This is a genomic window from Nocardia sp. NPDC127606, from assembly GCF_042671725.1.
GTDB lineage: Bacteria > Actinomycetota > Actinomycetes > Mycobacteriales > Mycobacteriaceae > Nocardia.
Map to the genome: position 1 here is coordinate 124,985 of NZ_JBHXWQ010000008.1, position 25,682 is coordinate 150,666.

Genomic DNA, 25,682 nt, shown 5'->3' on the forward strand with positions numbered 1-25,682 from the left:
AGCTACACCCGCGAACGGTCGATGCCCGCTTCGACCAGCGCCGACCTCGCCACGTCCTTCGCGCAGGCGGTGAGCGCGCCGAACGCGCTGATCCGGCCGAACGTCTGTCCGGTGTGGACGACGTTGTCGTTTTCGTCGTCGCCGTCCACGATCGGCACAGCCCCCGCCAGCAGCCATTTGCGAACATCGGCGACCGACGGCATCGTCCCGGCCACCCGCAGATGGAATTGCTGAATCAGCAACACGACTCCGGCGACCACGGGCGTGGCCTGACTGGTGCCGTGCTGGATCGACTCGCCGCTGTCGTTGCGGATTCCCGACGACGTCGTCGGGGCGCCGGGCGCGAAGATGTCGGTCGCGCAGGCGCCGCCCACACTCGAGTGCAGGCGCTGCGAGAACGGCGTGATCCGGTCCGGAGCCGTCGAGAGGGCGGTCGCTCCGGAGCCGTAGCTGAACGAGCCCTCGTCGGCGTCGTACACCGCGCCGACACTGATCGTCTGGCGGAAGATCGCCGGATAGCTCATGCCTTGACCACTGTTGTGGGCGAAGTAGTCGTTACCCGCCGCGACACAGCAGGCCACACCGGCGTCGGTGAGTTTCCGCATCACGTCGCCGATGCCGTCGCCCGCGAACTCCGCGTCCGAGGTGTTGTTGTCGGATGCGCCGAGCGACATACACACCGCGGAGATGCCCAACGATGCCCGATTGGCCAGCACCCAGTGCAGCGCGTCACGGATCGCCTCGAAGGTACCGCCGCCGGAGTTGCCGAGGACCTTGACGGGCACGATATTCGCGCGCGGCGCCATCCCGGTGTGCACCCCGCCGGCACAGATGATCCCCGCGACGTTGGTGCCGTGACCCTGTCCGTCGCTCGGATCGGTGGGCGAACCGAAGTTGTCGGACGTGAAGTTCCGGCCTGCCCGAACCCGGCCCGCGAAATCGACATGCGTGGTGCGGAGCCCGGTATCGAGGACGGCGACCGTCATGCCGGATCCGTCGACGTTGAACTTGGTGCGCGCCTCCGCCGCGCGCACCAGCAGATCGACCTCGAGCAGTTCGGGCATCACCGTCAGGTCGGTCTGCAACGGCTTCTCCACGGGGACAACGAATTCGTAGGCGACGTCGGCGGCCGATTCGGCAGAGATGGTGTCGGACATGATGATTCCTTTCCTACAGAGCCGAGTACGCGACGATGAAGTCGTAGACGTCGCGGGTCATCCGCCGTCCGAAGTTGGGCTTGCTGTTGTCGCCGATCGCGCCCGCGGCACCGCGCAGCACACCTACCACGTAGGGCCATCCGTCGGTGCCGTACACGTAGAGACCCGAACCGCTGTCGCCGTACCACGCGTCCATGAAGAAGTTGATGTACTGACCGTTGAGAACGCCGTTGCCCTCGTTGCCCCAGATCTGGGGTTGGAACTTGTCGCTCGGATGGCCGTAGAGGTGCATCCGGTTGCCGGTCACGACGTTGTCGGGCGCGACCCACAGGCCCTTCCACCCCGACGCGCGCCCAGGGAAGTCGCCGTATCCGGAGAATTCGATGACGGCGTAGTCGAACCGCGCGTCGCCGCCGGCGTTGTTGATCCAGCCGCCGGGGACGGTGACGTTGTAGCCGCCGTGGCTGCCGAAGGGCATCGGCGTCGGGTCTTCGCGGTCGGTGCCGGGTGCGACGGAGGGGAGTCGGAGCCAGCTCGTCCCGTTGTGCACGACGTGCGCGGCGGTGAGGGCGGTGGACGGTCCGATCATCGTCCCCGACCCGGAATATCCCCCGCTCGCGAGGGCGAGGTAGGCGACCGTGCTCATCGGATACACCGTGTTGTCGCGACGCACGACCCGGTTGTCCGAGCCGATGATTCCCGAAAACGCATGAAGCGACGAGGAATCGACCTGTTCGGACTGGGATCGCGGCAGCGCGGTGTAGGACGACGTGCGGCGTTCACCGTCCGCCCGGAGCAGCTCGACGAACGAGGTGTTCGGCGCGTCGACCGTGTATTCCTTGCCGTCGTTGAAGATCACCGGCCGCAGCGCTTCGGCGAGTTCGTAGTCCGACATCTCGAGGACAGGCCCGAGTTCGTCACCGCCCGGCGGTTCGACGCGGGGGTACACCGAGTTCGGTGAGACCTTGGCGTCGCCGATCAGAGTCAGCGGTTGACCCTTGGGCGATGTCAGCGTGGTGATTGCGGTAGACATCCGTGCTCCTAGACACTCGAGCGGCTCAGATGTCCCAAACGCCGACGTCAGCCGCAGATTTTCAGGCTGATCTGAACGTACGAGGATGTGTCCGAACCCACACGAGTACCCGGCTACCCCAATTTCCGCAGAGGTACTACGTGCCCCGATCCGTCGAGGAGCTTTCTCGCCGTCGACCAACGCAAGCGGCGAGGCCGGGCACTGCTAGCTCTGGTCCGGGTCTTCGACGGCGGCCAGGAAGGTCGGCAGATGGTTGCCGGGGACCGGCTCGGCGGACTCCGCACTGGTGTCGCCGTGATTCTGGGCGCTGAACAACGACACCGGTGCGGCGCCGGCAGCGTTCAGGTGCTGATCGGTCATGAAGGTCCCCCGTATATCGGTGTGACTGAGATGGAGTTTCGCCGAGCCTGCGCGTCAGGATGATTCGACGGTTGGACGCTCGTCCGCGCGCGCCGACAGAACGAGCGGACCCTACACCGCGAGTGAACTCAGCTCAGCGACGCAGCTGGTTGTGCGGAATCAGCACCGTGGTGCGCTCGTCGATCGGCTCCATCGGCTCGAGCTTCGGCTGCGTGCTCAACTTGTCCGACAGCTTCTGCCGGCTCACCGACACCAGCTTCCTCGTCACCGGACTACCCGCGACCGCTCGCGAGGCCGCAGTGATCTGTTCGTAGCGTGCCCGACCGGCCTTGGTGCCCAGCACATAACCGGCCGCCACGCCGATGATCAACCGCAGCATCTCCTGGAGCTCCTCCCACGTCTGTGTGCGGGTCCATCCTGCCCCAGCCGCCCCACCCCTGTCGATCCGGCCACCGTTCGACAGCACATCGTTATACGCCGCATGTCCGCAGGTAGCGCCCCGATTTGGGTTCCCGCGACACGATGCGCTAAAGTTTCATCTCGGTCAGCCCGCCAAGGCAGACCGCCTGAGTCTAACCACCCAGGGCAATCCCCTATAGCTCAATTGGCAGAGCAGCCGACTGTTAATCGGCAGGTTTCTGGTTCGAGTCCAGATGGGGGAGCATCTACCAGGGCAAACGTCATCGTTTGACCCTGGTTTTCTGCTTTCGGGGTCATCAAGACACGGAAACGTCACACTTTCAGCGTTTCAGCTACTCCAAGTTGGTGAGCCCTGGCAATGGCTCAGTGTGCGCGTACCCGACCAAGGCTGTGGTCTCTCGCATTTGGTCGTCTACTGTCCCTCGCGTTTGGGCGCCCCGGACACAGGCAGACAGAAAACTCCACTTTGACATGCCGGTTCTGGGCTGTCGAAGGGCGGTGTCAGCGGTACGCCGCCACATGAGAGCAGCGTGCATCCGGCCGGGGCATATGGTCCTACGCCGAACGATGCCAGCAGGACATTGGGATCGAAGACACCGAGCGGGTCGAGTTCGAGGTTCATACTGGGGACGTAGGGGCCCGGGTCGGGCAGGTCGACGTCGGTGATCGCGCGGGCAAAGAGCCGAAGGAACTCCCGGTAGAGTTCACTGTTGGTGTTGACGGAAAGCAGCGTGCCCGGGTCGGGTGATATATCGCCGAGGACACCGTTCCAGGTGATCAGCAAGTTCAGACTCGGCACAACGAAATTTGTTTGGTGCAAGAAACCCACGGTTGCATAGGTATCGGGCGGCATCGGGTCGAACGCCGCAACATCGATCGTCTTTCGCGACGGCAATGTGACGCCCGTACAAGGAGTTTGATTGAGCCAGACAAGGAAGCCGTAGCAGGCGTTGGACTTCGACGGCTGCCGGTATTGGTCCATGTAGGCCGCGTCGATAACTCGCTTCCCGTTCCACTCACCGTTGTTGAGTAGAAGCAACCCGATCCGGGAGAAGTCGTTCGGCGGCAGGAACAGATACGCGAACCCGTAGGTATTGCCCGCACGGTCGCGCTTCCAGTAGTAGTCCTCGGCATCGATGCCCAGCGGGTCGAACAGGTACTGCTGTGCGAACCCCTGAAAATCTCGTCCGATCGCGTGCTGCACAACGTAGACAAGGAGGTCGGGTCCGCGCTGGGAGTACTCGAAAAATGTGCCCGGAGGGTGCTCAACCGGCAAGGCTAAAGCTTGTTGGGCGGTGTTCAGATCGGGAACCAGTCCGGTGAAAGCCTCGGCGAAAAGTGACTGCTTCAAACCCGATGATTGCGTCAACAAGTCGCGGATGGTGATCGCGCGATGCGCGGCGTCTCCTTCGCCTTCTGGTAGGTAGTCACCGATCGGTGCGTCCAGGCGTAGCAGGCCCTGTGTGACGGCGACACCGACGACCAAGGCTGTCACCGCTTTGGTCGAACTCCACAGGTGCCATGCGACATTGCCGGTAGCAGAGTTCAGCGGTCCGGTACCTACGAGACAGTTGTTGCGGAAGATCTGGATGTTGGTCCGCATTCGCGACGACGCGAACGCGATCGCCTCGTCCATTGCTCGCTGGTCGATATCGACATCCGCGGGTGCGGTGGACTCGGCGGCGGCATCCCCTTCCGGCAGGGCGCATATTCGAGGCTCAGCGCTAGCTGGTGGGGTGCTGATCATTCCGAATCCCGCGAACAGCGTGACAATGCTCAGCAAGGTGATCGCGACCTGGCGAAACCTCGATCGGCACCGTAAATCCATCTCGCACCACCTCGTTGTACTGCGATTTATTTACGTATCGATATAGGCCTACCACGATCGGTGTGGGTGATGGGGGAATTCGGGACGCATAATCGCTGACCGGGACATCCCCCGGTCAGCGGTCAGCTCAGCTTCTTCGTGCCGATGGAAATCAGGCGGAAGAGGCGACCTCGTGGGCCGAGGTGTGTGCGTTGCGGATTGCGACACGAGGTGTCGCGTCGAGCGTCGCGGTGAGATCGGTGCGCATCGTGGTCAGCCAGTCGAGGATGTAGTTCTGTCGGACTTTCCACGGCCGCCGGTCGCCCTGGCGGGGGAACTCGTTGATCGAGCGTTGGACGTAGCCTGCCGCCAAATCGAGCAGTGGGCGCTCATGAAGGCCAGGATCTGCCTTGGGTGCGATGGCGGCCAGTTCGTGCCGGTCCATGTGGTTGAGGACCTTGCAGACCAAGCGCGAGGTGAGGTCGCCGCGCAGGGTCCACGAGGCGTTGGTGTAGCCGATGCACATGGCGAAGTTCGGCACTGCGCTGATCATCGCACCCTGCCATACAAATTGTGACTGGAGGTCAACAGCTCGGCCGTCTACTTTCAGCTTGACTCCGCCGAATGCCTTGAGCTGCAGACCTGTTGCGGTGATCACGATATCGGCTTCGAGCACACGGCCGGATCGAAGGCGGATACCTTCGGGAACGAAAGCATCGATGTGGTCGGTGACGACCTCGGCCGCTCCGCTCTTGATAGTTTTGAACAGGTCTGCGCTCGGGATGGCGCAAAGCCGTTGGTCCCACGGGTTATAGCTGGGAGTGAAGTGGTCCTCGACCAGCTGCGCATCGCCGAGAATGCGGGTGTTCATCTTGATGAGCAGTTCGCGTGCGCCCTCGGGCCGCCGACGGCAGTACTGATAGAAGGCGGTGCTGAAAAGGATGTTCTTGGTACGGATGATGCGATGCGCCATACCGGCGGGCAACATGGCGCGCAGTCGATCAGCGATTTTGTCCCGGCTGGGGACGGCGCTGATCCAGGTCGGTGAGCGCTGCAGCATCGTCACATGGGCGGCGTCTGTCGCCATGGATGGCACGAGGGTCACGGCGGTCGCGCCGCTGCCGATTACGACTACCCGCTTGCCGGTGTAGTCGAGGTGCTCGGGCCAGAACTGGGGGTGCACGATCGTGCCGGTGAAGGAATCGCTATCCGGAAATTGCGGGGCGTGGCCTCGGTCGTAGTCGTAGTAGCCCGCACACGAGTACAGGAAGGTACAGGTCAGCGCAGAGGTGGTTGTTGTTCCGTCCTCGCTGCGCCGTTCGACGGTCAATGTCCATAGGGCATCGGCGGTGGAGTAGTCCGCGGCGACGACCTTTGTGTTGTAGCGGACGTGTCGGTCGATGCCGAACTCGGTCGCGGTTTGCTCGATGTAGCGCAGGATATCGGGGCCGTCAGCGATGGACTTGGCCTCGCGCCAGGGCCGGAACGGGTATCCGAGGGTGAACATGTCCGAATCGGAGCGAATCCCGGGGTATCGAAACAGATCCCACGTTCCGCCCAGCGCGCTACGGGCCTCGAGCACGGCATAGGACTTGGTCGGGCACTCGGTTTGCAGCCGGTATGCGGCACCCACACCGGACAAGCCTGCGCCGACGATCACCACATCGACATGCTCGGAGCTGGTGGCGGAACGCGGGTCGTCTGTCATAGCAACCAGTATTTGCCGTTCACTGCTCGCAGTTCTTGATCTGAGACGACAAAAATTTGATACTGGGCGACATGCCGATGATTCGTTCCGCAGCGCTGCGCGGGTTCCGTGCCACCGTAGCCGAGCTCGGCGGCAACGCCGACGAGCTGGCCGAGCGGGCAGGGCTACCGCCGGTCGCACTCGACAGCGACGACATTCTCATCTCCGATCTCGTGGCCGCCCGGATACTCGAGTCGGCAGCACGCCTGCTGGACTGTCCAGATCTGGGATTGCGGGTTGCCGGCCGCCAGGACCTGGGAATGCTGGGACCGCTGTCTTTGGCGATCCGCAACGCCCCCACCGTCGCTGATGCGCTCGAATGCGCTTCTCGATACCTGTTTCTGCATGCCCAGGGAATGAGCATCGCGATGGAGGACGACCCGGACGGGGCGCGCGGTGTACTCGCCCTGAGATACGGGGTCTCGGCCGGCGGACGGGTCATCTCCGTGCAAGGCGTGGATCTTGGACTCGGCTTCCTCCACCGAACCATCGAGCTGCTGGTCGGCGGCCGGTACGGTCTGCGGTCGGTGGATCTGCCGTATCGACCCGTCGCCCCGATAGCCCTTTACGAGCGGTTCTTCGGAGCGCCGGTGCGCGTTGCGCGTCCGGCCGCGAATTTGCGGGTACCGCGCAGCATCACAACCCTTCCCCTCTCTGGTGCGGACGAGAGTCTGATGCGGTTGGCAATGACCTTCCTGGCGGAACAGGCGCCGTCGCACCCCGCGCTGCCGACCGGGACTCAGGTGCACGCGGCATTGCAACAGTCGCTGGGCACCGCACCTGCGGAGATCGGTGTCGTCGCCAGGCTTCTCGCCGTGCATCCCCGCACGCTGCAACGCCGCCTCGCGGCTGAGGGCACGTCGTTTGCCGCCATTCTCGACGAGGTTCGTCGCAACCAAACCCACCGCTACCTGACCACCACCGACATGCCGATGAGTCAGATCGCGGCGCTGGTCGGGTTGAGCGAACAATCCACCCTGACCCGATGCTGCAGACGCTGGTGGGGTGCCACGCCGCGCGCAATCCGCCGCGGCGGTGCTGCGGCACCGTAACCGGGTGAAACTATCGGGCTGCTGATCAGAACCCAGCCCGGTGTCGCGCAAAGTGAAATTGTTGTCGTCTCACATCAAGTTCGCACGGATGTTGCCCAACAGACTGGCGGTCGAGCCAATTGTCGCGCCACTGTTGAAGGAGATCCGATGTCACTGTCCTCTTACAGGTTTACGGGGGCCACTGCGTTACTCACCGGTGCTGCGAGCGGTATGGGCGAGCAGATGGCATATGGGCTGGCTGCACGCGGCTGCAACCTGGTGCTGGTCGATAGGGACGCCGACCGCCTGGCTACAGTCGCCGAAGTGGTGCGGTTGGCCCGCCCCGACCTAGCGGTGGATACCTATGTCGTGGACCTCGCCGACCTCGACAGCCTGGAGGCAAAGACCTCGGCGATCCTCGCCCGGCATCCGAGCATCACACTGTTGATCAACAATGCCGGTGTCGCCCTGGGCGGAAATTTCCGAGACCTCACGGCTGAGGAATTCCAGTGGGTTCAAGACATCAACTTCCACGCCCCGGTCGCCTTGACACGCTTGCTGCTCCCGACCTTGCTCGCCACACAGGGAAGCCACATCGTCAATGTTTCGAGCCTGTTCGGCCTCATCGCACCGCCCGGCCAAACCGCTTACGCCGCCAGCAAATTCGCGCTGCGTGGCTTCAGTGAAGCACTGCGCCACGAACTCGCCGACCAAGGAGTCGGAGTCACCACTGTGCATCCCGGCGGGATCCGCACCAGGATCGCGGAGAGCGTCCGGATCGCCGACTCGGCTTCCGAAGAACAGACACGAGCGGGCAAAGCGGCATTCGCCAAACTCCTCACCTATCCCGCAGACAAGGCTGCTGAGCAGATCCTCGACGGCATCGCCCGCCGGAAACCACGCGTATTGATTGCATCGTCCGCCGTCACGGCCGATCTGATAGCCCGCCTATTTCCGACCTCATACCTGACGGTGATGCAGCGACTGAGTCCCCGTGGTACGCGCAAACGCCGAGCGGCGGCTCTGCGATGAGGTGGCTCGCCGAACTTTACCGGAACGGGGAATCCACAAGGACGGACACGGAATGAAGATTCGGGGCGCGGTACTCGAACACAGTGGGCAGACTCGACCATACGCACGGTCCCGGCCACTCGGCATCGACGAACTCGACCTCGACCCACCCGGGCAGGGCGAGGTCCTTGTTCGTATCGAGGCCGCCGGTATCTGCCACTCCGACCTGTCAGTCGTCGACGGCAATCGTCGCCGCCCCCTTCCGATGCTGCTCGGGCACGAAGCCGCCGGGCGAGTCGAGCTCCTCGGATCCGACGTCGACGACATCGCGATCGGACAGCGGGTGGTCATGACCTTTCTCCCGCGATGTGGATATTGTCTCGCCTGTGGCACCAACGGGCGATTGCCCTGCTCCGCGGGTAGCGCAGCCAACAACGACGCCATCCTCCTCGGAGGTGGAGTACGCCTGCGTCGCGGCGGGAAGGCGATCAACCATCATCTCGGGATATCCGGATTCGCCACCCACACAGTGGTCGACCGGCGCTCAGTAGTTCCCATCGGCGACGACATACCGCCCGACATCGCTGCGGTACTCGGTTGCGCGGTGCTGACCGGCGGCGGCGCGGTGATCAATGCAGGCCGCCCGCAGCCGGGCGATGCGGTCATGGTCGTCGGGTTGGGTGGAGTGGGAATGGCGGCCCTGCTCACCGCAGTCGCGTTGGGCCACGGCGAGGTCATGGGTGTGGATCCGCTGCCCGACAAGCTCAGCCATGCACGCGCAGCCGGTGCCGCCGCTTGCACACCGCAAGAGGTGATCGAATCCGGGATCACCGCCGCCGTCGTCGTGGAGGCAGCAGGCAGTGCCCGCGCATTCGAGACCGCCGTGGCGGCGACCGCTCCAGGCGGGACGACCGTGACAGTCGGGCTGCCTGGACCCGAGATCCGCGCCACCATCGCGCCGTTGGGTCTGGTCTCGGGAACACGCACGATCACCGGAAGCTATCTCGGTTCGGCGGTGCCCGAACGTGACATCCCAATCTTCGCGCAGATGTGGCGCGACGGTGTACTCCCGGTCGAGCAGCTGATCACCTCACGTATTCGACTGTCCGAAATCAATTCAGCCATGGACGAGTTGGCCGACGGCAAAGCCGTTCGACAAATCATTGTCTTCGATCAAGATTGAGGCCCAGCAATTGAGCATCACAGCATCCACCATTCGTGACGTCGAGGCGCAGATGTACTACGGCGGGCAGTGGCGAGACGCACAGGGCGCCAGAACCTTTCAGGTCTTCGATCCTGCCACTGAGCTGCCCCTGGCCTCTGTGGCCGACGCAACGCCCGCCGACGCGCGCGCCGCTCTGAACTCCGCCGTCGTCGCCCAACGACACTGGGCTCGCACCGCACCTCGCACGCGTTCAGAGATTCTGCGAAGAGCTTTCGAAGCCGTCACCGCCCGCGCGGAGGAATTCGCCGCACTCATCACTCTCGAGATGGGCAAACCGTTGGCCGAGGCGCGAGCCGAGGTCACCTACAGCGCAGAATTCCTGCGCTGGTTTGCCGAAGAAGCCGTGCGGGCCAATGGACGATTCGGCACCGCACCTGATGGCAAGACCCGACTGCTCGTCCACAAACACCCTGTCGGGCCAACGCTGTTGATCACCCCATGGAACTTCCCACTGGCGATGGCCACCCGCAAGATCGCACCCGCCGTCGCGGCCGGCTGCACCATGGTACTCAAACCCGCCGCGCTCACACCGCTGACTTCACTCCTGCTGACCAGAGTCCTCGCCGACGCCGGCCTTCCTCCAGGCGTGCTCAACGTGATTCCGACATCATCGGCGGCAGAAGCTGTTTCGGCGATCATTGCCGATCCTCGGCTGCGGAAACTGTCCTTCACGGGTTCCACTCAGGTCGGTCGCCGTCTTCTCGCCGAGTCGGCGACACAAGTACTGCGGACCTCGATGGAGCTCGGCGGCAACGCACCGTTTCTTGTGTTCGACGACGCCGACATCGATGCCGCTGTCGAGGGCGCGATCGTCGCGAAACTGCGCAACATGGGGCAAGCGTGTACCGCAGCCAACCGCTTTCTGGTGCACGAATCGGTGGCCACGGAGTTCTCCGACAAACTCACCGAACGGATGGCTTCCCTTGTCGTCGGGTCGGGCTCCGACCCCACCACCCAGATCGGACCACTGATCGATGAGGGTTCTCGCCGCAAGGTGCACGACCTCGTGCTCGACGCTGTCGAGCGTGGTGCCGTCGTCCGCGTCGGCGGTGCGCCACTTCCTGGCCCCGGGCATTTCTATCCGCCGACCGTCCTAACCGACGTGGATCCCGGTTCCCGCCTGCTGCGCGAAGAAATTTTCGGACCCGTCGCACCGATCATCCGATTCGGTACCGAAGACGAGGCCATAGCATCAGCGAACAGCACCGAGTACGGACTGGCCGCCTACGCCTACACTCGCGACACTGCCCGCGGTCTTCGTCTGATGGAAGAGCTCGAGACCGGAATGCTGGGGCTCAACGTCGGTGTGGTGTCCAATCCCGCGGCACCGTTCGGAGGGGTTAAACAATCTGGTTTGGGCCGCGAGGGCGGATTCGAAGGCATCGAGGAATATCTGGAAATCAGGTACACCGCAGTGAGTGACCCTTACGCCTGAGAAAGATCCTTGACCGCGTGTACTTTCACGCGGTCAAGGATCTGGCGTGCTGATGCGAGCCTGGCTTCTGCAGGGGTATCGCATCGTCACGTGACTGTAGGTGATCGCATGCGTGGTCCGTTGCACATGGACTCGGCGCATCCCTGGCCGCGCCTATTCCTGTGCAGATGCCCGGCCGCGCGATGACGCGACTGTCCGGCCATGCCGGGCCGCTGGACTGCGCATTTCTGATCGTCAGATGTCGGTGACAGCCGTGTGGATGTCTTCGACTACCCGGATGATGTCTACGACCGCGATGATCTGTCCGAGTGTCGAGGAGGGCAGACCATCGACGGTTAGGACGAGACGGCGCAGTGAGCGATTGCTGAATTGCGCGACGATCTCAGCATCGCCGCGGTATCGAACCGTGTCGCCATGAGGACCACGGCGTGCAGGTGGCATCTGAACTCCAATTCGCGCGCAGGGTTTCGAGCAGCCGGTCGATCACCGCTGATGTCGAACATCACGGTTGCAGGCGAGCTGTTTCGGCCAGAAAGCGCATCCTCGGGAGCCGAGCCGAGCTCGGCTGCCGAGGATGTTGGAGGGCTGGTTGGAGATATGAGTCAGGGCAGCGAGGTGACGGTCAGGTCGCCGTCGGCGTACTGGGCGCGCAGCCGTTTCTTGTCGAACTTGCCGACGCTGGTCTTGGGCACCTCGGTGATGAAGGTCCAGCGTTCGGGCAGTTGCCATTTGGCGACTTTGTCGGCCAGGAAGTCGCGCAGTTCGGCGGCCTCGGCGGCGCCGACCTCGGTCAGCACGATGGCGACCAGCGGCCGCTCGTCCCACTTCTCGTCCGGCACTCCGATGACCGCGGCCTCGGCGACGGCCGGGTGGCCCATCACCGCGTTCTCCAAATCCACCGAGGAGATCCACTCGCCACCGGACTTGATGACGTCCTTGGAACGGTCGACCAGGGTGAGATAGCCGTTGGGGCTGATCTTGCCGATGTCACCGGTGCGCAGCCAGCCGTCGTCGAACTTGTCGGAGTCGATTGCGGCGCCATCGGGGGAATAGTAAGAGGCGGTGATCCACGGACCGCGAACTTCCAGCTCTCCTAGTGAATCGCCGTCGTTGGGCACGACGCTGCCATCGTCGCCGACCAGCCGTGCCTGCACACCGGCGGGGAATCGTCCTTGTGTATAACGAAATTCCCACTCTTGCTCGCCGGTGACACCCGCAGGCGGGTGCGCGACGCTGCCCAGCGGTGAGGTCTCGGTCATGCCCCAAGCCTGCACTATTCGCAAGCCGTGCTTCTCGTGGAATGCGCGCATCATCGACGGCGGAACCGCCGACCCGCCCACCACCGCGGCGCGCAAGTGCGAGATGTCCTGTGGCCTGGCAGCCAGCCCGGCAAGTACCCCGCCCCAGATGGTTGGCACGGCCGCGGCGAAGGTCGGCTTCTGATCTGCCATCATCTCCAGCAGCGGTCCCGGCTGCAGGAAGCGGTCGGGCATGAGCAGGTTCGTGCCCGCCATCAGCGCGGCATAGGGCAGGCCCCAGGCGTTCGCATGGAACAGGGGCACAATCGCCAGCACGTTGTCGGACCCGGTGCAGCCCATACCCATCGGCGAGGCGACCTGCATCGCGTGCAGCCAGTTGGAGCGGTGCGAGTACACCACGCCTTTCGGATCGCCGGTAGTGCCGGAGGTGTAACACATTGCGGCGGCAGACCGCTCATCGATCAGCGGGTAGTCGAAGGTGTCGGGCTGGGTTGCGAGCAGTTCGGCGTAGGAGTGCACCTGCACGCCGGCAGGTGCCTGCAACGCCTCGGCGTCGCCGTTGGCAACGATGACGTGACGGACCGTCTTCAGGTTCGGCAGATACTGGGCGAACATCGGCACCAACGAGCCGTCAACGATGACGACCTGGTCTTGGGCATGATTGGCCACGTAAACCAGCTGCTCAGGAAACAATCGGATGTTGAGAGCGTGGAGCACCGCGCCCATGGCGGGCACGGCGATGTAGCTGACCATGTGCTCGTTGTTGTTCCACATGAAGGTCGCGACCCGGTCGCCGATTCCGATACCGAACCCGCGCAGCGCGTTCGCCAGTCTCGCTGCCTCAGAACCCATTTCGCGGTATGTCATGGTCCGCACGCCGCTGCCGGTCCAAGTGGACACTGTGCTGTCGCCTTGGAAGGTCGAGGCGTACTTCAGTAGCGTCGCGAGCGAAAGCGGCTCGTCCTGCATGGTGCTCAACATCGGTGCGGTGTCTCCTCTAGCTATTTGTCGCATTACGTTGTCCTCGGTGCGGTGGGGTTGATCAGCCGAATACCTGCGGTAATTGATGGCTGGTTCGACTCGTGAACTGTGGTCGCCTCTTGCCGAGGAACGCCTCGACGCCTTCTTTGCCGTCGGCGATGCTGGTGTAGAACATGGCCAGCGAGTCGACCCGGTGGGCATCGAGCGGGTGCGGTTGTGCGCTGTTGCGGTACATCATGTGCCGGGCCAGTGCGGTAGCGACTGGTGAGCGGTCGGTGGTGAACGTCTTCGCCAGCGCATACGCGGTATCCAGCAGATCGGCCGCCGCCACGACCGTGCGAACCAGTCCGCTTTCGAAAGCGGCATCGGCGGTGAGGATTTCGGCCGCATAGGTCCATTCCAAGGCGCGGCTGATTCCGACGATGCGCGGCAAGAACCACGTGCTGCACGCTTCGGGAACGATGCCGAGCTTGCCGAAGACGAACCCGATGCGGGCATCATCGCTGGCTATTCGAATGTCCATGGGCAGGGTCATCGTCGCTCCGACTCCTATTGCGGCGCCGTTGATGGCGGCGATCACCGGTTTGGTGCACGCGAAGATGGCTAGCGCCACGCGCCCGCCCGCATCACGCACACCCTGATGGATCGGCGGATCGGTCAGTCGGTGGTGCATGTCTGTTGGTGTGGGCCGGGCTGTTTCGTCCAGACCGAACACGTTGCCGCCGACCGACAGGTCCATGCCCGCGCAGAAGGCACGCCCGGCGCCGGTCACCACGATCGCAGCGACTGCGTCATCACGGCTGGCTTGCTCGAACGCGTGCACCAGCTCGTCGGCCATGCTCACGGTGAACGCGTTGAGTTGCTCGGGGCGGTCCAGCGTGATGGTCAAGATCGCGTCGTGTACCTCGTAGCGCAGGGTCTGGAAGGTCACCGGGTTGCTCCTGACTGGGGTGTGATCGGCCGACGTGGATATCGCGCGACCGGACCAGATCGTGTTCGCTATGCCATCCCCGTCCCACGAGACGGCGTCGATGAAGGAAATCGGTCCTGCTGGGCGTCTTTGCCAGCAGCACTCGACAAGCTGTAAGTCTGTGCAGCCTCGGCGGCAAGAACTTGCCTTTGCGCGACAACAATTTGACTTCATCCGACAGATTCGCTTCGTCCGCGCCGAGCCCGTCACCTGGGGTGCAGGCGAATTTGCAACATCTACTTGATTCGTTGCTACATTTGTGAGTATGTTGCATTCATGAGTGGTCCGGGTCACAGCAAAGTGTCAGCTGAGCAGGCGGTCGCCGTCGCCAGGCGCAAGTTCCTCGAGGGCGACCGTTTGGATATGCAGAAACTCGCTGCTGAACTCGGGGTCGACCGAACAACACTGTTCCGTTGGGTCGGCAATCGCGACCATCTGCTCGCGACCGTGCTGTGGTCGCTCGCGGAGCCGACTCACCGCGCGGCGGTGGCAGCGACCACGCGCACCGGTGCGGCCCGGATCGCGGACGCGACGGGCACGTTCGGTCAGGCACTTATCGACGCACCGTATTTCCGCAGGTTTCTCCGCAGCGAACCCGAACGCGCACTGCGCCTGCTCACGACCAAGGAAAGCCCGGTGTTGAACGAAATCGTCGACGCCGTGGAGCGCGTGGTGCAACAGGAGTTGGACCGTGGCCATCTCATTCACCCGATGTCGGCGCACGATCTGGCCTATCTCATCGCGCGGATCACCGAATCCTTCATCTACGCAGATCTCATCACCGGAGAAGACCCCGACGCAACGAAGGCAGCCATCGCGGTAGCAGCGTTGCTAGGCGACCCCACATATATCCCGAAGGGAACGTAGTCATGACCGTAAGCGGGCAATGTAGCCCCGAATTCGACGATCTCCGAACGGAGTTCGAGAAGAACATCGCCTCAGGTGAGGAGCTGGGCGCTTCAGTAGTCGTCGACATCGACGGCGAGGTCGTTGTCGACCTATGGGGAGGGTTCAGCGACAGCGAGCGGACCCGGCCGTGGGAAGCCGACACCATCACGAACGTGTGGTCGTCGACGAAGACAGTTACGAGCCTGGCCGTACTGATGCTGGTCGACCGGCACCAGCTCGATGTCCGCGCCCCGGTCGCGGAGTACTGGCCCGAATTCGGCGCCAACGGCAAAGACCGTATCGAGCTTCGTCACCTGCTGTCCCATACTTCCGGTGTCGCCGGCTGGGAACCACCGTTCACCATGGACAATCTTTACGATTGGGATTCGGCGAGTTCGCACTTGGCAGCACAGAAGCCGTGGTGGGAGCCGGGGAGGTCCTCGGGCTACCACGCCCAGAACTACGGCCAACTGCTCGGCGAAGTTGTTCGCCGGGTCTCTGGGAAGTCCCTGGCACAGTTCGTCGCCGACGAAATCGCCGGGCCGCTGGACGCCGACTTCCAGATCGGTGCACACGAACTGGATTGGCCGCGCATCGCCGATGTGGTTCCGCCGCCACCACTTCCGTTCGACCTCACCGCGCTTCCCGAGGGCAACCTCATGCGCAAGGCACTCGGGTCCCCGCCACTCGATGCTGCCGCGGCGAACACCGCGTCCTGGCGGCGCGCAGATCTCGGCGCCTACAACGGCCACGGCAATGCTCGCTCGCTCGCTCGCATCATGTCCGTGATCCCGTGCGGTGGGAGCGTTGACGGTGTCAAGTTGCTGTCTCCGGCCACGATCGAGCTGATCTTCGAGGAACAGAGCAACGGCAGAGACCGCGTGCTCGGCGTCCCGCTGCGCTTCGGCATCGGCTACGGCCTCCCCGAACCTCAAACCGTTCCCGCGATTCCTGACGGGCGAATCTGCTTCTGGGGTGGGTGGGGCGGATCCATGGTCGTCATGGACTTGGACCGCCGAATGACCATCACCTACATGATGAACAAGATGGGTCTCGGTCTCCTCGGTTCGCCGCGGAGCGAGGCGTACCTGCGCGCGGTCTATCAAGTAATCGACGCCTGATCGGCGCGCATACAACGCCCGGTTCAAAATCCGGGCGCGCCTTGCCATGGCTTGGCACGGCAACCGAACCGGCTGACGCCCAGCGGTTCCGCGAGTTGCTCGTTGTTTCGTAGACGGCTCTGCAACTTTGATTCGATTCGACAGTGGGAGAGAACAATGCGAGATCTGGTCCAGGGACCGTTACGCTCCCTCGGCGAGTTCTTCTATCTGTCGCTCGACACTTTCCGTGGCATGGTGACATGGCCCTTTCAAGGCCGGGAATTCCTCGAACAGTGCTGGTTCATCGTGCGAGTGTCGTTGTTGCCGACGCTGTTCGTCGCGCTTCCCTTCACCGCATTGATCAGTTTCACCTTCAATATCCTTGCCGCGGAATTCGGGTCATCGGATATCGCAGGTGCCGGCGCCACGCTAGGGGCGGTGACCCAGGTGGGACCGGTCGTCACAGTCCTGGTCGTAGCCGGGGCAGGTGCGACCGCAATCTGTGCCGACCTCGGGTCGCGGACGATTCGCGAGGAAATCGACGCGCTCGAGGTGCTCGGCATCGACCCGGTCGTGCGGCTCGTTGCGCCGCGTGTGCTCGCCTCGACTGTGGTTGCGCTGCTGCTGAATGCGCTCGTGTGCGCGATCGGGATCGCGGGAAGCTTCTTCTTCTCGGTGTACTTCCAGAACGTCACACCCGGAGCGTTCGTCGATGGCATACCGCTGTTGACCGGACTACCGGAACTTGTGATCTCCGAAATCAAAGCCGGGATGTTCGGACTCATCGCCGCGCTCGTCGCGTGCTCACGCGGTCTCACCGTGAGGGGTGGCCCAAAGGGCGTCGGCCAGGCCGTGAACGAGACGGTTGTCTACGCATTCATGGCCTTGTTCTTCGTAAATATCGCCCTCACGGCGATCGGTATCAAGATGACGGCGGGTAGCTGAATGACGTTGACAGTACCTAGGTTCACGTCGCGACCGGCTCGCTTCGTGTTTCTCCGCGCGAAGTGGCTGAAACGGGCAGTCGACGAGATCGGCAGGCAAGCGGTCTTCTATCGGAAAGCGATAGTCGAAATCCCACTCGCGCTGGTCCACTATCGCCGGGAAACACTACGGTTGGTCGCCGAAGTCGCACTCGGTTCCGGCGCCTTGGCGGTGATCGGCGGCACCATCGTCATCGTCGGATTCTTGACGATGTCAGCCGGGGCTGTCGTTGCGCTGCAGGGCTATACAACACTGGGCGACATCGGCGTCGAGGCCTTGACCGGCTTCATTGCGGCATATGTAAATGTGCGCGTCGCGGCACCGGTGATCGCCGGTGTCGGCCTAGCGGCGACCATCGGTGCCGGCGCTACAGCGCAGATCGGCGCTATGCGCATTTCGGAGGAAATCGACGCGCTGGAGGTGATCGGCGTGCGATCGGTTCCGTACCTGGCGTCCTCGCGGATTCTCGCCGGCATGGTGGCGATCGTCCCGGTGTACGGAGTGGCGCTCATCGCCTCGTTCCTGGCGAGCCGAACGGCGACGGTCGTCGTATACGGCCAATCGGGCGGGGTATACGACCACTACTTCTACACGTTCCTCGTACCCACGGACCTGCTGTGGTCCTTCTTGCAGGCGATTTTGATGGGACTCGTCGTGATGCTCATTCACACCTATTTCGGCTACACCGCCAGCGGTGGGCCCGCGGGCGTGGGCGAGGCCGTCGGCCGAGCGGTTCGTTCGTCACTCGCTGCAGTGGTGTTCGTGACGCTGGCGGTGTCGCTGGCCGTGTACGGCACCTCCGGCAAGTTCAACTTCGCCGGATGATCAGGCGACTGCGGACGGGGCCGCGCGACCCCCACGTCACCACGGCAGGAATCCTCTTCACCGGCTGCGTCATTGTCATCGCCGCGCTCGTCGTAGCCCAATTCCGCGGTGAGTTCATCGACAGCGTGAAGGTCGAGCTGCTTGCGCAACGATCCGGGTTGAACCTCGACACGGGAGCCAGGGTGAAGCTCCTCGATGTACAGGTAGGCCGCGTCGGCAAGATCAGAGAAGAAGCGGGATACGTATCGATCGAGCTCGATCTCCTCCCCGAGCACGCACATTCGATTCCGGTCAACGTCGGTGCCTCGATCGAAAGCACGACTGTCTTCGGCGCAAAGTACGTTGCACTGGTTCTACCGAAATGGCCAGCAGCACAAGCGATTACGAGTGGCGCGACGATCGACAACCGAGGTGTCACCCCCGAGATCAACACCCTGTTCGAACGGCTGACCACAGTATTGAAGGCCGTCGCGCCGGAAAACCTCAACGCGACGCTCACGGCGATCTCCGACGCCCTGCGCGGCCGAGGCAAGCAATTCGGTCACACCATCGATCAGGCCGACGCCTATCTCACCCAGTTGCGTCCGAGCTTGGACAATCTGCAGCGCGATCTGGCGGCAACGGCCGACGTAGCCACCGTCTACGCGGACGCGGCACCGGACATCCTCGAGACTCTGCGGTCGTTGTCGACAACGGGAGACACTGTGGTGGACAACGTAGCTGGGCTCGACAGATTCTTCCTGGCAGCCATCGGAGTGGGACGGGCCGGCGGCGAGTTGCTCGAGGCGAACGGACAAGCCACCGAAGCGCTGTTGCGGTCGATCCGACCGACTACCGAACTGCTCGACGAGTACTCGCCAGGGCTGCCCTGCTTCTTCCAGGGGCTGGACAAAGCACGCGCCGACATCGAGTCCTTCGTCGGTGGCGCGGTGCCGGGAGTCAACATCAGTGCCACGCTGCTAGCCGGCGAGATGCCGTACCGCTACCCCCAGGACCTACCGAAGGTCGCTGCCAGCGGCGGTCCGCGGTGTGGCGAACTGCCCGTTCTCGACATCGCGAACGGACCGGCGAAATACCTCGCGACCGACACCGGAGTGAATCCGTACCTCCCCACGGATCGGCCGGCGCAGCTCAACGTCCTGGACTTCATGCTCTACGGCATCCCAGGGGGTAGACGATGAAGAACGCTGTGAAATTCGGCAGCTTCACGCTCGTCATGGTCATGGTTCTCGGGCTTCTCGTGTTGGTGCTCGGGCGAATTCGTCTCGACAGCAGGATCGACTATCGCGCCGAGTTCGCCGACGTGTCCGGGCTCGCCGAGGGCGATGTCGTCCGGGTAGCCGGTGTCGACGTAGGACGAGTGGGTGCCGTCGACTTGCGCGGCAGGGACGTGAACGTCGTGTTCGACATCGCTCGCGATATCCGAGTCACCCGTGATGCGCGCCTGACCGTGCGCTACTCGAACCTGCTCGGAGACCGCTACCTCGAGCTCGTCAACGGCGACCACCTCGACGAGCCGATGCAGGAGGGCGGCACCTTTCCGTTCGCCCAGACAAACCCTGCCCTCGATATCGATTCCCTGCTCGGTGGGCTGGCACCACTGACGCGTTCGCTGGAACCCGAACAGATCGATCGCTTGACCGGTGAATTGATCCGTGCCCTGCAGGGACAAGGCGGGACGATCACCGGCATTCTGCAGGAGATCGCGATTCTCACCAGCACCCTCGCCGATCGTGACGCGCTGATCGGATCCGTTATCACCAACCTGGGTGCGGTACTCGGCACCGTCGGGAACGACAGCGGCGCGCTGTCCCGGGTGATCGACCATATGCAGCAACTGGTGTCGGTCCTGGCCGAACGGGGCACCCCGATCGCGGATGCGCTCGTGCACGTCGAGTCGGCTTCCACAACACTGGCCGATCTACTCATTGCCGACCGCCAGCCCATCCGAGATGACATTGCCCAGGCGAACCGCGCGGCAACACTTCTCGATGACGGCAGCGCACAGATCGAGGCCGTACTGACCGCCTTGCCGGAGGCATACCAGCGGCTGACTCGGCTCGGCGCCTATGGCAGCTTTTTCAATTTCTATCTCTGCGCGGTGACGTTGAAGATCGACGGTCCTGCCGGCGCACCGATCGTCACGAAACTCGTGCAACAGAAACAAGGCAGGTGTGTGACACCGCAATGAGGCGATACGAGAACCGAAACGCAGCGCGGACAGGCGTCGTCGGCGGAATACTGATTCTGGCGACTGTCGCGACTGTCTCGAACTACGACCGACTACCTGTGCTCAACTCCGACAGCGAGATCCGGGCAATATTCGCCGATGCCGGCGGCCTGAAAACAGGCGATCGCGTCGAATTCTCCGGCGTGAACGTGGGCACCGTGCGCGACATCACGCTGCGCGGCACCGATGTCGAAGTGACGATGAGTGTCCGTCACGATCTCGCACTCGGCGCCACCCCCAGCGCGCAGGCAAGGACTCGGACTGCGCTCGGCAGCAAAGCCGTTGTGCTCACCCCCAGCTCTGACGATCGGCGATTCGACTACGCCTCAGCGATCCCGCTCGAGCGAACCCGGTCACCCTACGACCTGCCCACCGAACTCGGTAAGCTCGCCGACAACGTCGCCGGGATCGACACCGAGCAACTATCGGACGCTCTGCACACGACATCGGGTGTGCTCGAGCAATCCTCGCCAGAACTCGAGGCCGCACTCGACGGCGTCGCGCGTCTGTCGGAAAGCCTGGGCTCTCGGGATCAGGCACTGCGACACTTGTTCGCCGACGGGTCGAAAGTGACCGGCGTGCTGGCGGAGCGCAGCCGACAGATCAACACCCTCGTCGTCGACGGCAACCGCATCCTCGCCGAGCTCGATGCGCGGCGCACTGCGATCGGGAAGCTGTCGAACGCTCTGTCGGCGGTCGCACAGCAGATCAGTGGCCTCATCGCCGAGAACCGCGAACAACTCGCACCGACACTCACGCGGTTGAACAGCGTGCTCGACCTGCTCGAGCGGAACAAGAGTTCCATCGACGCCGCACTGCCCGGTCTCGTCAAATATATGGGGACACTCGGCGAATCTGTCGGCAGTGGACCGTTTTTCAGCGCCTATGTCGGAAATCTGATACCCGGCCAGTTCATTCAGCCGTTCGTCGATGCCGCTCTGGGCGACGGTCGTGTGCCGCAACCGGAGGGGCCGCGATGAAGCAGAAGCGAAAGATGTTGGTGAGCAGTGCCATCGCGGGAATTCTCGTAGCGCTGGCGGTTGTGAGCTATGTGATCGTTCCGCGGATCACTGACAAGGCGATCGTCGCGTACTTTCCCGCGGCCGTCGGACTGTACCCGGGTGATGACGTACGCATACTCGGCGTGACGGTGGGTGTCGTGGACAGCATCGAGCCTGAAGGTACCCGTGTCGCAGTGCGTTTGATCCTGGACAAACGGTGGAAGCTGCCAGCTGACGCGCAAGCCGTCGTCGTATCGCCGACACTTGTAACCGCCCGATTCGTGCAGCTCACACCGGCCTACGCCGGTGGACCCGAGCTGCCCGACAGCGGTTCGATTCCCGAAGAACGAACAGCCGTGCCGGTCGAGTGGGACAAGATCAAAGACCAGCTCACCCGCCTCGCGAAGCGATTGGGTCCACAGCCCGGTGAGCCGGGAAGTCTCGGTGAATTCGTCACCGACGCCGCGGGCACCATGCGCGGAAACGGTGCCACGTTCAATTCGACCCTGGCCAACCTCGCCCAGGCAACCACAACATTGTCCGACGGACGGACCGATCTCTTCGCCGCCGTAAGGAATCTGTCCGTGCTGGTGGACGCGCTCTCACAGAGTCACGCGCAAATCGTCGCATTCGGAGATCGGCTTGCGTCAGTATCAGAGCTCGTCGCGACAAGCGAAACGTCGTTGGGAGATACCCTCGCCGACCTCGACCTCGCGGTCGCCGACCTGCGTGCCTTCGTGGGGGAGAACAGAGCGGGAATCAGCGACACCGTCGACAAACTGGGCGGCGCCACGCAAGTCCTGGTGGACCGGCGACGCGACCTCGAACAGGTCCTGCACGCGTCGCCGACCGTGCTCGCGAACCTCGAGAACATTTATCAACCCGCTCAGAACTCTCTGACAGGAGCGTTGGCGATGACGAACTTCGCCAACCCGGTCCAGTTCATCTGCTCGGCTATCGCTGCCGCCGGTGAGCAAGGCGCCGAGGAATCGACGAAGCTGTGCATCCACTACCTCGGACCATTGCTGAAGTCGCTCGCGTTCAACTATGCCCCGATCGGCGCCGTTGTCGGGAACTCGGTCGGCGCGCTTCCCGACCAGATCGAATACAGCGATCCGGCTCTCGAACAGGCTCCGCATTCACCGGGCCCCTCCCCCGCGCCTGTCCCGGTTTCCGCACTGCCACCGTCGCTTCCCGGTTTGCCCGGTCTCATGCTGCCCACACTTCCACTGCCAGGAGGACCACGATGAGCGCAGTTGCCCGCCTGGTGTGCGTCCTTTGTTCGGCTTCGGTTCTCGCAGGGTGCGGGTGGACCGGGATCAACCAGTTTCCTCTACCTGGCTCTGTCGGCACCGGGGATGGTTCGTGGTCGATCGATATCGAGATGCCTGACGTTGCCACCCTCACCGAAAACGCGCGGGTACGCGTGAGCGATGTGACGGTGGGGACCGTCCGATCGATCAGGGTCGAAAACACGCACGCTCTCGTGACGATCTCCCTCGAGCCCGATGTCGAATTACCCAATGGCACAACAGCCAAGATCGGTGCCACGAGTCTGCTCGGCTCGGCGCACCTGGAACTGCTGCCGCCCAAATCGAGTCCAGTCGCAGCGCTGTTGCATGACGGGGATCGCATCTCGCTCGATAACGCCGACGCATATCCCACGACCGAGCAAACACTGTCGACGCTGTCGTTCCTGCTCACCGGTGGCGGGGTCGGCAAACTCGCCGAGATCAACCGCGAAGTAGGCGAAGCCTTGTCCGGTCGCGAGGACACCGTGCGCAGCCTGCTCGACAATCTGCGCGATTTCACCGGTCGGCTCAACCAGCAGCGCGACGATATCGTGGCGGTGCTCGACGGACTCGACCGCTTCTCGACCATCGTCGCCAGCGATCGCGAAACCCTCGATCAGGCACTGCTGACGCTGGATCCCGCGTTGACCACGCTGGACGCGCAGCGTGAGGATCTCATCGGCGCAGTCGATGCCATCGGCCGATTCGCGCGTTCGGCCGACGCGCTCATTACCGCGAGCCGCGCGGACCTCGATGCCGACCTCCGGGCACTGGAACCGGCATTACGTGCGCTGGCAGACTCCGGACCGTCCTTGACGTCCTCGCTCTCATTGCTCGCGACCCTGCCGTTCCCGATGAACTCCTATCGCAACGCCGTGCAAGGCGACTTCGCGAATCTGTTCTTGAATCTGGATTTGACGACCGCCCGGCTCGACCGGGCGTTGCTGACCGGGACACCCGCGATGGGGCAGCTCGCCTCGCTCGGCGGCATCATCGGCCAGCTTCCGCCCCTCCCGCCGATCCAGGGCAATCCGCTCATCACGCCGCTGAACCTGGGGCAAACCCGTCCCACCGAACAAGGCGGTAACTGATGCTGCTCTCGCGACTCGTCAGATACCAGTTGATCGCGTTCGCTGTGATCACTGTTGTAGCCGTCGCCTGGATCGGAATGAAATACCTTCGTGTCCCAGCCATGCTCGGAATCGGCCGCCACACAGTAGAACTCGTGCTCCCTTCGGGCGGCGGACTATACGAGAAATCGAACGTCACCTACCGTGGCATCCAGGTCGGCGTCGTGGACAACCTCCGTGTCGACGACGGTTCCGTCGTCGTCACGATGTTCCTCGACGGTGCTGTCGACATCCCGAACAACGACATCGTCGCCGAAGTGCACAGTCGATCGGCCATCGGCGAGCAGTACATCGAACTGCTGCCGCAAACCGACTCCGGCCCCTATCTACAGGACGGCGACACGATCGCCGGCGGCCGGTTGCCCACCCCTACAGCGGAACTGATCGAAGCGCTGGATCTCGCGTTGGCCGATGTTCCGCGTGATGATCTGCGTGCTCTCATCGACGAGAGCGGTACGGCGTTCCGCAACAAGGGCAACGATCTGCAGCAGATCATCGATGGGACAGGCGCATTCATCGATGAAGGATTGGCGAACATCGGCCCGACGCGGGCGCTGATCGACGGAGCGGGACCACTACTCGACACCCAAGTAGCGAGCTCAGAGTCTATTCGCGCGTGGTCTGGCTACCTCGGTTCCATCACCCGAACGGTTGCCGACCGAGATGGCTCGTTACGCAGCCTGATCGACAACGGTGGCCCGGCGGGAGAGGCGGGCGCTGCCCTGTTCACCGAGATCGCGCCGACGCTTCCCCCGGCCCTCGCCAACCTCCATTCCATCGCCGACGTCCTGCGGATCTACAACCTCAGTGTCGAACAGATCCTCGTCATCTACCCAGCGGTCGCAGCAGCGATCCAGAGTGTGGCCGCCGGCTCGGAGCCGTCGATGGGCAACCTCGACTTCAACCTCAACCTCAACGTGCCGCCACCATGCACCACGGGTTTCCTTCCCCCCGATCAACGGCGTTCACCTGTGGACTCCGCCCCTATTCCGCTGCAAACACCCGCGTTCTGCGCTGTCCCGCAAGATGATCCAACGGTCGCACGCGGCGCACGGAATCTGCCCTGCACCGAGAACCCAGGGCGGCGTGCACCGACAGTCGAGCAATGCAAAGACCCCGCCGGCTACGTCCCGCTCGGCGAGAACACCCCACTCGAGACGGGAGAGAAATGAGATGGCTGACCGTTTGACCGCCTTGCTGCATGCCTTGCGCCGCACCGACCGGCTGATTGCCGCGACCATCGGATTCGCGATCCTCGCGGCGGTATTCACCGGCCTCGCGGCGACGTCGCTGCGAGACCACCGCGCCATAGAGCGGGAGCGTATCGAGAACGCCGAGATTCTCGATGCCGCCAGGTCGGGAATACTCGCGATGATCTCGATCCGTGACACCTCGGCGCCAGACGATGTCAAGAAGGTCCTCGACCAATCCACCGGCGCATTCAAAACGGACTTCGAGGCACGGTCGGCAGCATTCGTGTCGGTTGTGCAGCAAGCGAAAGTGGTCACTACCGGTGACGTAGTCGCTCAGGGCATCGAATCCAGGAACGACGAAACAGCGACCGTGCTGGTGTACGCGACCTCGTCGGTCACCAACGCCGCCGGCGCCGAGAACGAGACCAGAAGCTGGCGTCTCCGCGTGACGATGACCGACGATCACAACCGCTACAAGATGTCGAAAGTGGAGTTCGTGGCATGAAAATACCTACGCTGAAACATCTTCGAACACGGCCGCGAGCGTTACTCGGGCTGTGTGCGAGCGCTGCCCTAGTCGCGGTATCCGGCTGGGCCTATCTG

The 25,682-nt window shown here is 63.3% G+C and carries 24 protein-coding genes and 1 tRNA gene; 16 read left to right on the forward strand and 9 right to left on the reverse strand.

Annotated features, from left to right (window positions below; all coding sequences use genetic code 11):
- Positions 1-2: 2 nt before the first annotated feature.
- From ACFVJ5_RS28675 to ACFVJ5_RS28690, 4 genes are all read right to left on the reverse strand, one after another.
- Complete coding sequence (locus tag ACFVJ5_RS28675; RefSeq protein WP_379224786.1) at positions 3-1,157, reverse strand: S8 family serine peptidase; 1,155 nt, start codon at positions 1,155-1,157, stop codon at positions 3-5.
- A 13-nt stretch (positions 1,158-1,170) separates the two neighbouring features.
- Entirely contained in the window at positions 1,171-2,190 is a 1,020-nt protein-coding gene (locus ACFVJ5_RS28680) for a trypsin-like serine peptidase (RefSeq protein WP_379224788.1), read from the reverse strand.
- Between the two features lie 204 nt (positions 2,191-2,394).
- Positions 2,395-2,550, reverse strand: coding sequence for a hypothetical protein (locus ACFVJ5_RS28685; RefSeq protein WP_379224790.1), 156 nt, complete (start codon positions 2,548-2,550; stop codon positions 2,395-2,397).
- Between the two features lie 133 nt (positions 2,551-2,683).
- Positions 2,684-2,929, reverse strand: a complete 246-nt coding sequence (locus ACFVJ5_RS28690; protein ID WP_056821808.1) for a hypothetical protein — start codon at positions 2,927-2,929, stop codon at positions 2,684-2,686.
- A gap of 210 nt (positions 2,930-3,139) precedes the next feature.
- Here ACFVJ5_RS28690 and ACFVJ5_RS28695 point away from each other — a divergent pair.
- Positions 3,140-3,212: transfer RNA gene (locus tag ACFVJ5_RS28695), tRNA-Asn, on the forward strand.
- Positions 3,213-3,382: 170 nt separating this feature from the next.
- Here ACFVJ5_RS28695 and ACFVJ5_RS28700 read toward each other — a convergent pair.
- Both ACFVJ5_RS28700 and ACFVJ5_RS28705 read right to left on the reverse strand, forming a co-directional pair.
- Positions 3,383-4,798: a serine hydrolase domain-containing protein gene (locus ACFVJ5_RS28700; RefSeq protein ID WP_379224792.1), complete on the reverse strand. Its 1,416-nt coding sequence runs from the start codon at positions 4,796-4,798 to the stop codon at positions 3,383-3,385.
- 151 nt (positions 4,799-4,949) lie between these two features.
- Positions 4,950-6,485, reverse strand: coding sequence for a flavin-containing monooxygenase (locus ACFVJ5_RS28705; protein WP_379224794.1), 1,536 nt, complete (start codon positions 6,483-6,485; stop codon positions 4,950-4,952).
- Positions 6,486-6,556: 71 nt separating this feature from the next.
- Between ACFVJ5_RS28705 and ACFVJ5_RS28710 the strand changes: the two genes are divergently transcribed.
- From ACFVJ5_RS28710 to ACFVJ5_RS28725, 4 genes are all read left to right on the forward strand, one after another.
- Positions 6,557-7,576 carry an AraC family transcriptional regulator gene (locus ACFVJ5_RS28710; RefSeq protein ID WP_379224796.1) on the forward strand — a complete coding sequence of 340 codons (1,020 nt, stop codon included), beginning with the start codon at positions 6,557-6,559 and terminating at the stop codon, positions 7,574-7,576.
- A 147-nt stretch (positions 7,577-7,723) separates the two neighbouring features.
- A complete protein-coding gene (locus ACFVJ5_RS28715; protein ID WP_379224798.1) occupies positions 7,724-8,587 on the forward strand; it encodes an SDR family NAD(P)-dependent oxidoreductase in 864 nt (287 codons plus the stop codon).
- 52 nt (positions 8,588-8,639) lie between these two features.
- Positions 8,640-9,749 (forward strand): alcohol dehydrogenase catalytic domain-containing protein, encoded by a 1,110-nt coding sequence (locus tag ACFVJ5_RS28720; protein ID WP_379224800.1) that lies wholly within the window; start codon positions 8,640-8,642, stop codon positions 9,747-9,749.
- A gap of 52 nt (positions 9,750-9,801) precedes the next feature.
- Positions 9,802-11,226, forward strand: a complete 1,425-nt coding sequence (locus ACFVJ5_RS28725) for an NAD-dependent succinate-semialdehyde dehydrogenase (RefSeq protein WP_379225103.1) — start codon at positions 9,802-9,804, stop codon at positions 11,224-11,226.
- Positions 11,227-11,460: 234 nt separating this feature from the next.
- Here ACFVJ5_RS28725 and ACFVJ5_RS28730 read toward each other — a convergent pair whose 3' ends face one another.
- The 3 genes from ACFVJ5_RS28730 to ACFVJ5_RS28740 all read right to left on the reverse strand — a co-directional run bounded on the left by ACFVJ5_RS28730 (position 11,461) and on the right by ACFVJ5_RS28740 (position 14,397).
- On the reverse strand, positions 11,461-11,667 hold the full coding sequence (locus ACFVJ5_RS28730; RefSeq protein WP_379224802.1) for a hypothetical protein: 207 nt from the start codon (positions 11,665-11,667) through the stop codon (positions 11,461-11,463).
- A 161-nt stretch (positions 11,668-11,828) separates the two neighbouring features.
- Positions 11,829-13,466 (reverse strand): long-chain fatty acid--CoA ligase, encoded by a 1,638-nt coding sequence (locus tag ACFVJ5_RS28735; RefSeq protein ID WP_379224804.1) that lies wholly within the window; start codon positions 13,464-13,466, stop codon positions 11,829-11,831.
- Between the two features lie 61 nt (positions 13,467-13,527).
- Positions 13,528-14,397 (reverse strand): crotonase/enoyl-CoA hydratase family protein, encoded by an 870-nt coding sequence (locus ACFVJ5_RS28740; RefSeq protein WP_379224806.1) that lies wholly within the window; start codon positions 14,395-14,397, stop codon positions 13,528-13,530.
- A gap of 315 nt (positions 14,398-14,712) precedes the next feature.
- On the opposite strand from ACFVJ5_RS28740, the gene ACFVJ5_RS28745 reads away from it, so the two are divergent.
- The 11 genes from ACFVJ5_RS28745 to ACFVJ5_RS28795 all read left to right on the forward strand — a co-directional run bounded on the left by ACFVJ5_RS28745 (position 14,713) and on the right by ACFVJ5_RS28795 (position 25,584).
- Complete coding sequence (locus ACFVJ5_RS28745) at positions 14,713-15,303, forward strand: QsdR family transcriptional regulator (RefSeq protein ID WP_379224808.1); 591 nt, start codon at positions 14,713-14,715, stop codon at positions 15,301-15,303.
- A gap of 2 nt (positions 15,304-15,305) precedes the next feature.
- A complete protein-coding gene (locus ACFVJ5_RS28750) occupies positions 15,306-16,445 on the forward strand; it encodes a serine hydrolase domain-containing protein (RefSeq protein WP_379224810.1) in 1,140 nt (379 codons plus the stop codon).
- Positions 16,446-16,601: 156 nt separating this feature from the next.
- Positions 16,602-17,369, forward strand: coding sequence for an MlaE family ABC transporter permease (locus tag ACFVJ5_RS28755; RefSeq protein ID WP_379225105.1), 768 nt, complete (start codon positions 16,602-16,604; stop codon positions 17,367-17,369).
- A complete protein-coding gene (locus ACFVJ5_RS28760; protein ID WP_379224812.1) occupies positions 17,370-18,233 on the forward strand; it encodes an ABC transporter permease in 864 nt (287 codons plus the stop codon). It begins immediately after the preceding gene.
- Positions 18,230-19,414 (forward strand): MCE family protein, encoded by a 1,185-nt coding sequence (locus tag ACFVJ5_RS28765; protein WP_379224814.1) that lies wholly within the window; start codon positions 18,230-18,232, stop codon positions 19,412-19,414. The genes ACFVJ5_RS28760 and ACFVJ5_RS28765 overlap by 4 nt, the downstream gene beginning before the upstream one ends.
- Entirely contained in the window at positions 19,411-20,424 is a 1,014-nt protein-coding gene (locus tag ACFVJ5_RS28770) for an MCE family protein (protein ID WP_379224816.1), read from the forward strand. Before ACFVJ5_RS28765 ends, ACFVJ5_RS28770 begins: the two co-directional genes overlap by 4 nt.
- Positions 20,421-21,443 carry an MCE family protein gene (locus tag ACFVJ5_RS28775; protein ID WP_379224818.1) on the forward strand — a complete coding sequence of 341 codons (1,023 nt, stop codon included), beginning with the start codon at positions 20,421-20,423 and terminating at the stop codon, positions 21,441-21,443. The genes ACFVJ5_RS28770 and ACFVJ5_RS28775 overlap by 4 nt, the downstream gene beginning before the upstream one ends.
- Entirely contained in the window at positions 21,440-22,714 is a 1,275-nt protein-coding gene (locus tag ACFVJ5_RS28780; RefSeq protein ID WP_379224820.1) for an MCE family protein, read from the forward strand. Before ACFVJ5_RS28775 ends, ACFVJ5_RS28780 begins: the two co-directional genes overlap by 4 nt.
- Entirely contained in the window at positions 22,711-23,847 is a 1,137-nt protein-coding gene (locus ACFVJ5_RS28785; RefSeq protein WP_379224822.1) for an MCE family protein, read from the forward strand. The genes ACFVJ5_RS28780 and ACFVJ5_RS28785 overlap by 4 nt, the downstream gene beginning before the upstream one ends.
- Complete coding sequence (locus ACFVJ5_RS28790) at positions 23,847-25,058, forward strand: MCE family protein (protein ID WP_379224824.1); 1,212 nt, start codon at positions 23,847-23,849, stop codon at positions 25,056-25,058. The genes ACFVJ5_RS28785 and ACFVJ5_RS28790 overlap by 1 nt, the downstream gene beginning before the upstream one ends.
- A gap of 1 nt (position 25,059) precedes the next feature.
- Positions 25,060-25,584, forward strand: coding sequence for a hypothetical protein (locus ACFVJ5_RS28795; RefSeq protein WP_379224826.1), 525 nt, complete (start codon positions 25,060-25,062; stop codon positions 25,582-25,584).
- The last annotated feature ends 98 nt before the right edge of the window (positions 25,585-25,682 follow it).